Genomic DNA, 13,669 nt, shown 5'->3' with positions numbered 1-13,669 from the left:
GCGTTCCGGGTGTCCGGAACGCCTCGCCCCCCGTCCCCATCGGGGAGGGGCCCTCGTTCAGAGGGACAGCCATACCGCCGTGTCCGGGGGCACCGTGCCGTCCGGGAGCGGGCCACTGGCGAGCAGGACCCGCGCGCCCTCCGGCAGCGGGACCGCCGTCGCCGACGCGTTGAGCAGGCAGCGGAAACCGTCTTCCCGGTCGAAGCACACCGTCCCGGGCTCTGCGTCCACCCAGGTCAGCGACTCCGGCATGCCGACCAGGCGATCCCGGCGCAGGGCCAGCGCGGAGCGGTAGAGGTTGAGGAAGGACTCCGGGTCGGCGTGCTGGGACGCCACGCTCAGTCCGGACCAGGCCGTCGGCTGCGGAAGCCAGGGGGCCGCCCCGGACGCCTCGGGTGAGAATCCCAGCGAAGGCCCGGACCCGCTCCACGGCAACGGCACCCGGCACCCGTCCCGCCCCCGGTCCGACCCGCCCGACCGCACGTAGGTGGGGTCCTGGATCAGGTGGTCAGGCAGGTCCTGCACCTCGGGGAGGCCCAGCTCGTCTCCCTGGTAGACATACACCCCGCCCGGCAGGGACAGCGTCAGCAGCGCCGCCGCCCGGGCCCGGCGGCGGCCGAGCACCGAATCGCTCGGGTCGAGCAGCCGCTTGTCGCCCATGTCGAACGACGTGTCCTCACGCCCGTACCGCGTGACGTGGCGGATCGTGTCGTGGTTGGACAGGACCCAGGTGGGCGGCGCCCCCACCGGCGCGTGCCCGGCGAAGGTCTCCTCGACGACCCGGCGCAGCGCGTCCGCGTCCCACGCGCAGCACAGGAAGTCGAAGTTGAACGCCGAGTGCAGCTCGTCGGGGCGCAGATAGCGGGCCGACTGCTCGGGGGTCGGCAGCCAGACCTCCCCGACGAACGTGCGGTCACCGTCGTAGGTGTCGAGGATCTTGCGCCACGAGCGGTAGATGTCATGCACCGCGTCGCAGTCCTGGTAGGGCAGGTCGGTGATGTCCGGGTCCGGCCCGACGTCGGGCAGGCCGGGCTTCTTCGCCAGGCCGTGGGCGACGTCGATGCGGAAGCCGTCCACGCCCCGGTCGAGCCAGAAGCGCAGGACGTCCTCGAACTCGGCGCGCACCTCGGGGTGCTCCCAGTTCAGGTCGGGCTGTTCGGGCGCGAACATGTGCAGGTACCAGGGCCCGGCGGTGCCGTCGGCCTCCGTCACCCGGGTCCACGCGCTGCCGCCGAAGTACGAGGTCCAGTCGTTGGGCGGGAGTTCGCCTCCCTCTCCCCTCCCGGCGACGAACCAGAAGCGTTCGCGCTCCGGGGACCCGGGACCCGCGGCGAGCGCTTCACGGAACCAGATGTGCTGGTCGGAGCAGTGGTTCGGCACCAGGTCGATCAGGACGCGCAGCCCGTGCTCATGGGCCTCGGAAATGAGCAGCTCCGCCTCGGCGAGGGTCCCGAAGAGCGGGTCGATGTCGCGGTAGTCCGCCACGTCGTAGCCGCCGTCGGCCATCGGCGAGGTGTACCAGGGGTTGAACCACAGGGCGTCGACGCCGAGCTCCCGCAGGTACGGGAGGCGGCTGCGGACCCCGGCGAGATCGCCGGTGCCGTCCCCGTCGCCGTCCGCGAAGCTGCGTACGTAGATCTGGTAGATCGCGGCGTGCCGCCACCAGTGGGTGGTCACTGAGACTCCTTGCTCGGTATATATGAGGTGGTGCGGGCCCGCAGGTCAGGGGCGGGCCCGCACCGGTTTCGGGCTACCAGCCGGTGTTGCCGGCGCCCCGGGTGATCGTGAAGCCACCCGCACTGGAGAGACCGCCCGCGGCCGCGCCGCTCACGGTCACGCGGGAGAAGGTCCCGGCCCCCGCGGAGTTGATCTCGATGCCGTACGAACCGGCCTTGTCGATCTTCAGCCCGTCGACGGTGAGCGCGCTGACGTTCTTCTGCCAGGACACGAGCAGCCCGCTGTAGGTGCTGTCGAGGATCTCGTTGTCCTTGACCAGGACGGGCGCGGTGATGTCGGAGGAGTCGGCGTAGATCCACAGGGCGCCGAGCTTGCTCTGCCAGTTGGGTTCGTAGCCGCCGGTGCGCGTCAGGGTGTTGCGCTGCACGGAGGTCGTCCCGCTGAAGGGGACCGGGGCGAAGCGGCTGCTGATGGCGATGCCCGAGGAGCCCGTCACCGTGTCGGCCAGGAGGTTGTCCTCGACCCGGTTGCCGTGGCCGCCGTAGATGCCGACGGTGTTGGCGAGCATCGGGAGCTGCACCGTGTTGAAGCGGAACGCGCTGTCCGTGACCGCCTGGGCCTCGGAGAACATCGCGAGCCCGTCGTCACCGGTGTTGCGGACGCTGCTGTGGGAGACCTCGGTCGCCCTGGTGCCCTTGTGGAGGTTGACGCCGTCCGCGAAGGTGTCGCGGATGCGGAGCCCGGAGGCGTACAGGCCGTTGGTCGGGGCGTCGATCCAGAGGCCGACCTTGGTGTGCTGGATCCAGAGGTTCGTCAGGGTGGATCCGTTGCCGAAGTCTCCCTCGACAGCCGCGTCGAAGTTGGCGTCGTCGCGGTAGGAGACGTCCCCGGCGATCATGAGGTCCTGGACGTTGCTGGTTCCGCCGCGTCCGAAGAGCCCGCCCTTGCCGTTCTTGCCGCGCAGCACGGTGTACCACTGGCCGGCACCGCGAAGGTCGGCTCCGGCGAGGTCGATGTGCCCCGAGATGTTGTACGTGCCGGTCGGCAGCCAGAGGCCCTTGCCCTGTGACGTGGCGGTGCTGACGGCCGCGTTGAGGGCACCGGTGTCGTCGCCCGCGTCGTTCGGGGTGACCCCGAGCGTGGTCGCGGAGACGAAGCCGGTGGACGGCATGGGCAGCGCGGCGGGCGCGTTCTCCGTCTCTACGAGGTCCAGCGTGTAGGAGGCGGCGGTGTCGCCCGCGTCCTTCTGGAACTTCAGCACGGTGCCCGCCGGGAGCGTCCCGGTCAGGAGGGTGCGGGTCTCGTCGAAGAAGTGGTGGCCCGAGCCCTGGGAGGGGTCGTTGGTGTAGGGGTAACCGCCGTAGACCCAGCTGTACTTGGAGGTGAGGGGCAGGTCCCGGAGCTGGGTGCCGTCGGCGTAGACGCTCAGTGTGGTGTCGATGCCGGTGCCTGCCGCGTTGTCCGGGACGGAGTAGCGCAGGGTCAGGGCGTTGGCGGGCTTGGTCAGCGTGAACTGCACGTATTCGCCGGTGGCGTCCAGGACGACGGCCTTGCGGCCCGACGCCTCGGACGGGACGGTCAGATAGGTGCGGTCGGGACCGGTCGTGCCGGCGTTCGTGCTGCCGTTCTCCGCCTCGTAGGCGGTGTACGGCACGGTGGCGCCCCGGGTGTCGTTGGGTGTGGAGCCGGTGACTCCGATCCCGTCGAGCTGGAGGGTGCCGTTGTCCCCGGAGGCGGTCCGCAGGGTGACGTGGTTGAGCGCGGCGCGCAGCGGGACGTCGGTGGCGGCGCTCTTCCAGGCGCCCCCGGTGCCGGGCAGGGTCAGCCGCCGGACAGTGGTGCCGTTGGCCAGCAGGGTGACGGTCGACGCGGTGGCGTCGGGGGTGCTGTAGCGCACGGTCACGGGGTACGTCGCTGCGCTGGGGGCGTTCACCGCGAAGACGGCGCGTGCACCGGTGGCGGTGAAGCCGGAGAGGTAGGCGCTGCCCTCGTAGCCCGTGGCGGCGGTGGCCTTCGCCGGTCCGCCGGAGGCGAAGGCGTCCTCGGCCTGATGGGTCAGGGTGGTGGGGCCGCCGGGGTCGGTCGGCGTGGTGGGCGTGGCCGGGGTGAGGCTGTCGATGTTGACGTTGCCGCTGTCGGCCGCGGTGAACGTCCAGGCGACGGTGTTGGCCCCCTTCGCGTACGTCACCGCCTCCTCCCGCGTGGCCCAGGTGTCCCAGTTCGCGGTTGCCGGCAGGCTGACCTGGCGGACCTCGGCCCCGTTGACGTACAGGCTCAGCGTCATCGTCGCGCCGGTGCCGTTCGCGTACCGCAGGGACACCGAACCGGCTCCGGCCTCGGCGGAGTTCACGTCGAAGGAGACGGAGGCGGAGCCCTTGTTGGCGTCGGTGAGGCCGCCCGCGAAGCCCGTGCCCGTGAAGTCGGAGTGGTCGGTGGCGGCGACGGCACCGCCCGAGAGCCGCGCGGACTCCGCCTCCAGGGCGCCGGAGGGGGTCGGGGTCCCGGTGTCGGCGGAGGTGTCGACGGTGCTGTTGTCGATGTTGACGTTGCCGCTGTCGGCGCCGGTGAACGTCCAGGCGACGGTGTTGGCCCCCTTGGCGTAGGTGACCGTCTCCCGTTGCGTGGCCCAGGTGTCCCAGTTCGCCGTCGGCGCCAGGCTGACCTGGCGGACCTTGGCCCCGTTGACGTACAGGCTCAGCGTCATCGTCGCGCCGGTGCCGTTCGCGTACCGCAGGGCTACGGAACCGGTGCCCGCGGCCTGGGCGGTCACGCCGAAGGACACCGAGGCGGCGCCCTTGTGGGCGTCGGTGAAGCCGCCGACGAAGCCGGATCCGGTGTAGCCGCTGTGATCGGTGGAGACGGCGGCGCCCCCGGACAGCTGGGCCGATTCGGCTTCCACCGTGACGGTGGCCGCCTGTGCGCCCCCTGCCCCGTACAGCACGGTGCCGAGCAGGGAGACGAGGACGGGGAACGTGAGCCGGACAGCGGCTCGGGAGCGCTTTCTTGGTGCAGGAGACACGTCTGTGTGTCCTTCCTGTGGGGGTGGGTCAGCCCTTGAGACTGCCCGCGGTGAGACCCGCGATGATGTGGCGCTGGAAGACCAGGAAGAGGGCGAGCAGGGGGACGCTCGCCATGACCATCCCGGCCAGGAGCTGGTTGGCCGGCATGAACTCCGAGAGCCGGTTGAGCGCGACGGTGATGGGCTGCTTCGCCTCGTCGGGGAGGACGAGCATCGGCCAGAGGAAGTCCTTCCAGACCCCCACGACCGCGAAGATCGACACGACGGCGAGCACCGGCCGGGACAGTGGCAGGACGACCGAGACCAGGACCCTGAGCGTGCCCGCCCCGTCGATCCGCGCGGAGTCGAGGAGTTCGGCGGGGATCTGGTCGAAGAACCGCTTGAGGATGAAGATGTTGAAGGCGTTGGCCGCGGCGGGCAGCCAGATCGCGAACGGTGTGTTGATGAGGTTGACGTGGAAGAGCGGCACGTCGACCACCGTCAGATACGTCGGTACGAGCAGCGCCGACACCGGCAGCATCAGGGTCGCCAGCATCATGCCGAGGACGACGTTGCCGAGCAGGGGCCGCAGCTTGGACAGGGCGTAGGCGGCGGACACGTCGACCAGCAGCTGGGTCAGCCAGGCACCGAGGGCCAGCACCAGCGTGTTGAGGAAGAAGTGGCCGAGTCCGACGTTCGTCCAGGCATCCGTGTAGCTCTCGGGGTGCCAGCTCTCGGGGAAGAGGCTGAGATTCGGGTCGGCGAGCTCGGACGACGACTTCACCGCTCCCGTCGTCATCCAGTAGAGCGGGAAGACGAAGGCGATCGTGAAGCCGGTCAGTGTGGCGACGAGCACGAAGCGGTAGAGGAACCGGCCGGTTCGCCGGGTCATCTCGGCGGGCGCGATCAGTGTGCGTACGGGGGTTTCGGCGGCCATGGCGACGGTTCCTCTCAGCCCTTGCTGCGGGTCAGGCGCAGATAGACGACGGAGAAGAGGCCGAGCACCACGAAGAGCAGGGTGCTCATGGCGCTGGCCAGGCCGAAGTCGTTGTAGACGAAGGCGTAGCGGTACAGGAGGAGGAGCACGGTGACGGTGGCGTCGTCGGGACCGCCGCCGGTGAGGACGAAGGGCTCGACGAACACCTGCATCGTGCCGATGACCTGGAGCAGCAGCGTGATCATCAGGATGAAGCGCATCTGCGGGATCGTGACGTGCCACAGCCGCTGCCGGATCGACGCACCGTCGAGCTCCGCCGCCTCGTACAGCTCGCCGGGGATACCGCCGAGTGCCGCCAGGTAGATCAGGGTGGTCGTGCCCATGTTGGCCCAGGTGGAGACGAGGACCAGGGACACCATGGCGAGGTTCTCCGACTCCAGCCACTGCTGGGCCGGCAGCTGGAAGACCTCCAGCACGTTGTTGAACAGGCCGGGGCCGGGGTCGTAGAACTGGCGCCAGAGCAGCATGGTGACGATCGGCGGCAGCATGACCGGGAGGTAGACGGTCATGCGCAGGTACGAGCGCCCGTGCCGCAGTTCGTTCAGGATGACGGCGGTGGCGAACGGTGCGGCGAAGCCGAACACGAGGGCGAGCAGGGTGAAGTAGCCGGTGTTCTGCCAGGCGGTCAGGAACAGCGGGTCGTCCACCAGCCGCCGGAAGTTGTCCAGGCCCACCCACCGGGCGGGTTCGGCGAAGTTGACCTGCTGGAAGCCGAGCAGGACCCCGCGCACGATCGGGTACCAGGAGAAGAGCGCGAAGCAGAGCACTCCCGCGGCGAGGAAGAGGTAGGCGACCAGGTTCTCCCGCACGGCCCGGCGCAGCCGGGGGTTTCCCGCCGGCGTCCCGGTCCGGGGCACGGGCCCGGACGGGGAGCCGTCTTCGTCGGTGACCTTCTCCGCTGCGGTGGAGAGCGGCTGGAGGGACATCGTCACGTCACTTCACCGAGGCGAGGATGGTGTCGGCCTTCTTGGCCGCCGCGGCCAGGAGCGCGTCGATGTCCGCGTCCTCCTTGGTGAGCACGGACTGCATGACGCCGTCGAGGACGGTGTAGAGCTGCTGGGCGTTGGGCGGCTCGACCTTGGTCTCCACCTGCGCGTTGCGCTCGATGAACGGCTGGTAGTTCTTCACCGGGGTGTTGGCGTACTGCTCGTGGATCCTGTCGACCTCCGCCTGCGCCTCGCCGGCGAACAGCCGGGGCTGCGGCAGCCCGATCGGCACGCCCGTCTCCTTGGACCGCTTGCTGTCGACCTTCTCCCGCTCGGGGCTCCGCAGGTACTTCCACTGGACCCAGGCCAGCCCGGCCTTGATCTTCTCCGGCGAGGCCTTCGGGTTGAACATGAAGCCGTCGCCGCCACCGAGGGTCGCGGTCCCGGGCAGCGCGGCCAGGCCGTACTCCTCGTACTGGCGCTCGAACTGCTTGACGATGGTGGGGATGTTGTCGGGGCCCGCCATGTACATCCCCAGCTTGCCGGAGCCCATCATCTTCTGGACGTCGGCTATCTCCAGGAGCTGACGGGTGCCCATGCTCTTGTCCGTCCAGCGCATGTCGTGCAGGGCGTTGAGCGCCTTGCGGCCCGCCTCGCTGTCGAAGGCGGCCTTCCAGCGGCCGTCCTGCTTCGTGGCCACCTCCCCGCCCATGGAGTAGATCCACGAGGTGAGGTGCCAGCCGCCCTGGTTGTTCTTGCTGTAGTCGGCGTATCCGACCGTGCCGTCACCGAGCGCGCTGATCTTCTTCGCGGCGGTGCGGACCTCCTCCCAGGTGGCCGGCGGCTTGTCGGGGTCGAGACCGGCCTTGGCGAACAGGTCGCGGTTGTAGAGCAGGCCCATCGAGTAGTTGCCGGTGGGCAGGCCGTACGTCTTGCCCTCGGCGTCCTTGAAGACCTTCATCAGCGCCGGGTCGATGTCCTCGAAGTACGGCACGTCGCCGACGTACTTGCTGATGTCGGCAGCCTGGCGGCGCTGGATCAGTCCGGCGGGGTCGGTGAAGTAGACGTAGTACACGTCCTCCAGCTGGCCGCCCGCGAGCTTGGCGGCGAAGGTCTTCGGGTCCATCTGGCCCTCGCGGGCGTCGATCTTGATCTTCGGGTGGCTCTTCTCGAAGGCCGCGACGTCCTCCATGAAGTTCTTGCGGTCGACGGCCTGCGTCTTGGCGGGCATGCCGTTCACGCTGATCGTGACCACGCCGTTCTTGTCCACGCCGGACGGCGAGTCTCCGGAGCCGCCGCAGGCCGTGAGGGCGAGGGAGAGGGCGACGGCCGTCGCCGAGCCGAGAAGCTGACGTCTGCTGATGCCGGGCATGCCAACCATGGGGATCGTGCCTTCCTGGGGGTCCGCTGCGGGGTTGTCGGACCCCGAGCACTGAGCTGCGCCGAAGGTAGAAGCCGGTTACGCAAGAAGTCAATGCATCTACGCAAGAAAGTAATCTCAGCGGCTTGTGCAAGAAACACGACACCCGTCCGGCCCTCTCAGTTCGGCCGGGCGGCGGTGGACCCCCGGACGATCAGCTCGGTGTCGAACATCATCAGCTCGTTTGCACCCGCGAGGCCGTCGATCTGCGCCGCCAGTGAGGCCACGACCGCCGAGGCCATCGCCTGGATCGGCTGCCGGGCAGTGGTCAGCGGCGGGGCCGTGGCCACCATGAACGGAGAATCGTCGAACCCGACCACCGAGAGGTCCCGGGGCACGGACACCCCTTGCCTGCGGGCGCCACGGACAGCCCCGAGCGCCAGGGCGTCACTGGCGCAAACGATTCCGGTGACCCCCTCCGCCAGGAGCCGCGGCAGCGCGGTGGCACCGCCCTCCATCGTGAAGAGCGCGTGCGCCACCATCCGCCGCCATTCGTCCGCGGCGATACCGCGGCGTGCGCAGAAGGCGGCGAAGCCGGCGAGCTTCCTGGCCGAGGGGACGTGCCCCACCGGACCGAGGATCATGCCGATGCGTTCGTGCCCCAGCGCCGCAAGGTGGGTCAGCGCCTGGTCGGCGGCCAGCGCGTCGTCCACCCTGACCTGAGCGACGCCCGTGTTCTCGTCGGCGGCGTTGAGCAGCACCATCGGGACCCTGCGTTCGCGCAGCGCACGGCCGTGTTCGGGGCCCGCGTCGGCGTAGCTGGCGCCGATGAAGACGATGCCGCCGATGTTCTGCTTCAGCAGCATCTCGATGTAGTGCGCCTCGGAGACACCGTCGGCGGTCCTGGTGCAGAGCACCGGTATGAGGCCGCGCTTGTTGAGCAGTCCGCACAGGGCCTCGGCGAACGCGGAGAAGATCGGGTTCTGCAGATCGGGCACGACCAGGCCGATCAGCGCGGCCCGCTCGGCCCGGTAGCGGCTCGGCCGCTCGATCCCGCAGACGTCCAGTGCGCTCAGCACCGCTTCGCGGGTCGCGCTCGCCACATCGGGACTGCCGTTGAGCACACGGCCGACCGTCGCCTCGCTGACACCCGCGTACTCGGCCACCTGAGAGAGTCGTCGTTTCGTCACGGAGCTCACCCTACAAAGAGCTACGCAAAAATGAAGATCACTTACGAAAGAAAATGACTTTCCCTGCGGAGCGGCCACCGGAAGGCGCGCACAGGGGCACGCAGAGGGGTGCGAGCGGCGCACGCGAAGGCCTGCGGGGCGAGCGCGGTGAGAGGTCCCGGGGCGGAGCACGGTCGGGCCACGCGGTGGGGTGTGGCCGGGGCCACGCGGCAGGGCGCGGGCACGTGTCATCAGCACGCCCGAGGACCAGGTATTATTTTCGAGTCAGCAGGCGCCGTTAGCTCAGTTGGTTAGAGCAGCTGACTCTTAATCAGCGGGTCCGGGGTTCGAGTCCCTGACGGCGCACAGACACCACAGTGGGCGGTCTCCTTTCAAAGAGACCGCCCACTGTGCGTCGTGCCGCGTCAGAACTGCACGTCGGAGCACGCGTAGAACGCGTTGCTGGTGTCCGCGACGTTCCAGACGGCCAGGATGATGTGCTTGCCGGTCTTCTGGGTGGGCATCGAGCCCTGGTGCGTCAGCGTCGCCGGGGGCTGCTGGTTCCCGTACGGCACCGTCATGAAGGGCTGCGATTCCAGGGCGGCCCTGGTGAGCGGCTTGGTGGAGTCCCAGCCGCTCTTGGTGATGTAGTACCGGAAGTCGCTCGTGGAGTGCCGGGCGGTGAACTGCCAGCGGAAGCTGTAGCCCTGCCCCGAGGTGACCTTGGTGGTGGGCCAGGCGCCACCACGCGGGTCGTCGAGCTGGGCGAACTGGCTGTTCCCGCCGGAGCAGATCTTGCCGTCCGCCGGTCCTGCCGCCGGGAAGCCCTTGGGGCCCTCGACGCTCTGCGGCTCCCACTGGATGTTGCCGCAGCCGGTGACGGTGCCGTTGGCACAGAGCTTCTGCCGGCTGATGGGGGAATCCGTGTAGCCGTGACTGCTGGCGCTGCCGGTCGCGAACATGGAGACGCCCGCTATCGCCAGGCCGATGACGGCCGCGCTTGCCCTTTTCCGCATGCTGTGTCGCTCCTCGAGAACGTGGGGGATGTTCTGGGGATGATCTGAGCTGTGCTGCGCGCATCACTTGCGGTCTAGACCAAGTCCAGATTATTGACGCGGCATGAACATGTCCAGACCAATGTGGATCGGGTTTCAGCGCGCACTCCCGTGCAACCGGAAGCGATCAGACCCCGTCTCCGCCGCCCCGTCCGGTGTAGAAAGCCACCGTCAGATCCCTGACCAGGGCCTTGTGTTCGTAGGCGTCGAGCTCGACGATGCCTCGCGCTGTCAGCCGGCCGACCGTGTCGTCCACCGCGTCGACCAGGGAGGTCAGCACTCCGTCCCGGTGTTTCGCGTCGATGGCCGCCACCCGGCACCGCTGCATGGCGGCAGCGACCTCAGGGGCGTACTCGATCCCGGTCGGCTGCGCGGAGTACACCTCGATGCCCACGGGCACGCAGTCCGCCTTCAGCATCCGGGTCAGCGCGTCGCCCACCGCCTCCGCGTCGCGCAGCGTGTGGGTGTCCTCGTGGAAGGCGTCTGCGGGCAGCTGCGAGAGCACCCGGGCCAGGGCCGCCTCCACCTGGTCGCGCAGATACCGCTCGTGGTCCGCGACACCGAGCGTGGCCCGCACGGTGTCCTTCACCCGCCACACGACGAGGACCACGGCCCGCAGAGCGGTACCGCTCGCGTCCACGGCGGGCAGCGGCTCACTGCGCCAGTGCCGCAGGCGTACGTCGACCCGGCGGCGCCGCAGGAGCGGGGAGATCCAGAGGAGGCCGGCGCGCCGGACGCTGCCTCGGTAGTCGCCGAAGAGTGTCAGCACCGAGGCGTGTCCGGCCCTGCCCCGCCCGAGACCGCAGCACGTGAAGAGCACCACGGTCACCAGCAGCGCGAGCAGGGCCCAGGCCCCGGTGCCGATGCCGTCGTCCGGGCGCGCCCCGAGTCCGAGCCGGCCGGTCACGGCGGCGGGCAGCGCGCCTTGCCACCACACCACGGCGAGTCCGGCGGCCACCCCCGCCGTCGCGATGAACAGGGCGGCCCAGCCGGGCAGTACGGGGCCGGGCCGCTCGGTCAGCCGGGGGTCGGTGAGGGGCGAGGGCCGGGTGGGCGCCTGCACCTGGGGGGAGCGCGGCATGGGGGGACGGCGGTCGCCGGGCCGCCGCGTGTTGCCGGTCCCGGCGGTGGTGCCGCCCGGGGCGGCGGCCGGGCTGTCGGGGTCGTCGTCGCGGAAGAGCAGGTGTACGGGGATGGTCGCGGTGGTCTCGGTGGCGATGACGGGCTGCCGTCGCCCGACACCCCACCAGGCGACCGGGTCCGCGGCACCGACGGTGAGCGTCACCGGGGCGCGCTGCTCGTCGCCGGACAGCCGGGGAGCACCCGGCACAGACCTGGGCTCCTCGTCGCCGAGCGACCGGAACCCGCCCGGCACGGGCTTGTGGAGATCCGGCTGCCCGTCCCCCGGCCCGCCCCCAGGGCCCGCCGGGGCGGAGCCGTCATCCGTGTCCTCGCCGGCGACCGCTTCCGGGCCCGGCTGCGGACCCTGCACCGGCTCCGCGCCCAGGTCGAGGTCGAGGTCCGCCGGGGTGGCCCGGCCCACCACCGCCACCGCGTCCAGGGCCGGCCCCAGATCCGCCGGGACGTCCTCGTCCCCCACCGTCAAAGGCGCGTCAGCCAAGTGCACGTCCGGCATGGGCAGCACGTCCTCAACGGCGGACGCGTCCACCACCGCAGGCGCGTCCACCGTGTCCCCGGCGGGTTCCCTCACCGGGTCCGGCCCCGTGCCGGGCCCCGGCAGCCCGGCCCCGTATCTCTCGGTCACCGGCGGCACCGCCGCCCGCGCCTCTGCAGGGGCGTCCCCCACGCAGGGTCCGGGCACGACCACCCGCGTGTCCCGCTCGCCCAGCTCGTCCCACTCGCCCCGTACGTTCTCCGTGGATCGCATTCCCGCCTCCGTCATGTCCGTTCCGTCGCTTCAGCCGTCACGCGAAGAGCCGTCGCCATGTCTCCGGCCCCGGATATCCGTCGGCCGCACTCCCGCTCCAGCCCTGAGCGCGCTGGAACGCCTCGACGTTGCGGCGGTCCGCCTCCGTCCAGCGCCGGCCGGGGCCCGTCACGTAGTGAGTGCCGTGTCCCTTCTTCACCAGCTGGGCGCCGAGCTTCTGGACGTGGTCGTTGGACTGCCCGGGAGCGAAGAAGCTCTTCCCGGGGTACGCCACGGCCCCGCTCGTGGTGCCGCCGGTCCCGGCGGTGGGGATCTTGTGCCCGGTGCCCTTGAGCAGCAGGCTCCAGGTGCCCGGGCCGGGGACGCCGTCCGCGTCCTTGCCCTTCCACCCCTGGGCCAGCTGGAACGCCTGCGTCGCCTTCTTGTCCGCGTCGCTCCAGCGCGGCCCCGCGCCCGTCTTGTAGAAGCGCTTGCCGCCCTGCGCGATGAGCAGCTGCCCGAGCCGGGTGACATGCGCGTTGTTCGCACCGGGGGCGAATTTCGCGGCGCCGGGGAACGCGGTGGCCGAGCCGCTGCTGCTCGCGCCGCTGACGATGCCCTTGTAGCGGTAGGCCACGTACTTGGAGGAGTTGCTCCAGTACGCCATCGGCGTCGTCGCCGCACGCGTGTGCGGGCTGGTCTGCTCGTACGCCAGGTAGTGACTGTGCGTGTGGTCGGTCCAGCCGCCGAACACCGTGACGTGCGACCCCACCGCGGGGTCCGCCAGATTGTGGAAGAGGAGGATGTCGCCGGGCTCCAGGTCGGCCCGGGCGATCTTCGTCCCGAAGGTGGCGAGGCTGCCGGTCCACTCGTTGCTGCCGAGGTTCCATGCCATCGACACGAAGCCCGAGCAGTCCTGGCGGTAGCCGTCCGACCAGTACGCCGCCATGTCGTACGGGACCTTCGCCGTCACCCATTTCTTGGCGCGGTTGATGATGTCGGTCCGGGTCGTCGTGCGCTGCGCGGTGTCCGGCGCGGAGGGCGGCCCCGAGGCTCCGCCGCCGCTCAGGGGCCCCACCGTGCCCTGCGGGGTGGGCGGCTGGGGGTCCGCCACCCTGCCGGCGGGGGTGTCCCGTCCGGCGGCGGTGGCAGCGGCCTGGCCCGCCCCGCAGGACAGGACCACCCCCGCCGCGGTGACGAGGACCAGCGCGCGCCGCGCACCATGCGCGGCGGGGTGGCCGCCGTGTCGTACGGGCAGCGCGGCAGCCGTACGACGACGACGGGCGCAGCCCGGACAGCCACAGTCGGCGGCGGGTTCGTACTCCTCGAAGACCGGCACAGTCATGCGACTCCTCTTCCTCTCGGCAGTCGTCCAGATCTTCCGTAACTCAACTTTCCCGGCATATCCCATGGTGACGGACTAAAGGGAAAAAACGACCATCCGACAGGCCGCGCCGGAGAGGAATTGGTCAGGAGCACTCCCACGCATCGGGTAAAGTTCTCCAGGTCAGCAGGCGCCGTTAGCTCAGTTGGTTAGAGCAGCTGACTCTTAATCAGCGGGTCCGGGGTTCGAGTCCCTGACGGCGCACGCAACAGCGAGGCCCCCTCACCGAGTGTGAG

The 13,669-nt window shown here is 70.2% G+C and carries 9 protein-coding genes and 2 tRNA genes; 2 read left to right on the top strand and 9 right to left on the bottom strand.

Annotation, left to right across the window (positions count from 1 at the left end):
• Nucleotides 1–57: 57 nt before the first annotated feature.
• The 6 genes from ACFWFI_RS31960 to ACFWFI_RS31935 form a co-directional block, all read right to left on the bottom strand.
• A complete protein-coding gene (locus ACFWFI_RS31960) occupies nt 58–1,677 on the bottom strand; it encodes a glycoside hydrolase family 13 protein (RefSeq protein WP_387396976.1) in 1,620 nt (539 codons plus the stop codon).
• A gap of 73 nt (nt 1,678–1,750) precedes the next feature.
• Nucleotides 1,751–4,696, bottom strand: coding sequence for a carbohydrate-binding protein (locus tag ACFWFI_RS31955; RefSeq protein ID WP_387396973.1), 2,946 nt, complete (start codon nt 4,694–4,696; stop codon nt 1,751–1,753).
• Nucleotides 4,697–4,724: 28 nt separating this feature from the next.
• Nucleotides 4,725–5,612 (bottom strand): carbohydrate ABC transporter permease, encoded by an 888-nt coding sequence (locus tag ACFWFI_RS31950; RefSeq protein ID WP_387396970.1) that lies wholly within the window; start codon nt 5,610–5,612, stop codon nt 4,725–4,727.
• A gap of 14 nt (nt 5,613–5,626) precedes the next feature.
• Nucleotides 5,627–6,598 (bottom strand): carbohydrate ABC transporter permease, encoded by a 972-nt coding sequence (locus tag ACFWFI_RS31945; protein ID WP_387396978.1) that lies wholly within the window; start codon nt 6,596–6,598, stop codon nt 5,627–5,629.
• A 7-nt stretch (nt 6,599–6,605) separates the two neighbouring features.
• Nucleotides 6,606–7,979, bottom strand: coding sequence for an ABC transporter substrate-binding protein (locus tag ACFWFI_RS31940; protein WP_387396967.1), 1,374 nt, complete (start codon nt 7,977–7,979; stop codon nt 6,606–6,608).
• A gap of 158 nt (nt 7,980–8,137) precedes the next feature.
• Entirely contained in the window at nt 8,138–9,148 is a 1,011-nt protein-coding gene (locus ACFWFI_RS31935) for a LacI family DNA-binding transcriptional regulator (RefSeq protein ID WP_387396964.1), read from the bottom strand.
• A 271-nt stretch (nt 9,149–9,419) separates the two neighbouring features.
• Between ACFWFI_RS31935 and ACFWFI_RS31930 the strand changes: the two genes are divergently transcribed.
• Nucleotides 9,420–9,493 (top strand) — tRNA-Lys (locus ACFWFI_RS31930).
• A gap of 59 nt (nt 9,494–9,552) precedes the next feature.
• Here the strand turns inward: ACFWFI_RS31930 and ACFWFI_RS31925 are convergent.
• The 3 genes from ACFWFI_RS31925 to ACFWFI_RS31915 form a co-directional block, all read right to left on the bottom strand.
• Nucleotides 9,553–10,143 (bottom strand): lytic polysaccharide monooxygenase auxiliary activity family 9 protein, encoded by a 591-nt coding sequence (locus ACFWFI_RS31925; RefSeq protein WP_387396961.1) that lies wholly within the window; start codon nt 10,141–10,143, stop codon nt 9,553–9,555.
• Nucleotides 10,144–10,309: 166 nt separating this feature from the next.
• Nucleotides 10,310–12,070, bottom strand: a complete 1,761-nt coding sequence (locus tag ACFWFI_RS31920; protein WP_387396958.1) for an SPFH domain-containing protein — start codon at nt 12,068–12,070, stop codon at nt 10,310–10,312.
• Nucleotides 12,071–12,107: 37 nt separating this feature from the next.
• Nucleotides 12,108–13,394 (bottom strand): peptidoglycan-binding protein, encoded by a 1,287-nt coding sequence (locus ACFWFI_RS31915; RefSeq protein ID WP_387396955.1) that lies wholly within the window; start codon nt 13,392–13,394, stop codon nt 12,108–12,110.
• A 169-nt stretch (nt 13,395–13,563) separates the two neighbouring features.
• Here ACFWFI_RS31915 and ACFWFI_RS31910 point away from each other — a divergent pair.
• Nucleotides 13,564–13,637, top strand: a tRNA-Lys gene (locus ACFWFI_RS31910).
• Nucleotides 13,638–13,669 lie beyond the last annotated feature (32 nt).

Origin of the sequence: Streptomyces sp. NPDC060209, assembly GCF_042728155.1 — a bacterium.
Classification (GTDB): domain Bacteria; phylum Actinomycetota; class Actinomycetes; order Streptomycetales; family Streptomycetaceae; genus Streptomyces.
This window is presented reverse-complemented; position numbering and strand designations above follow the sequence as displayed.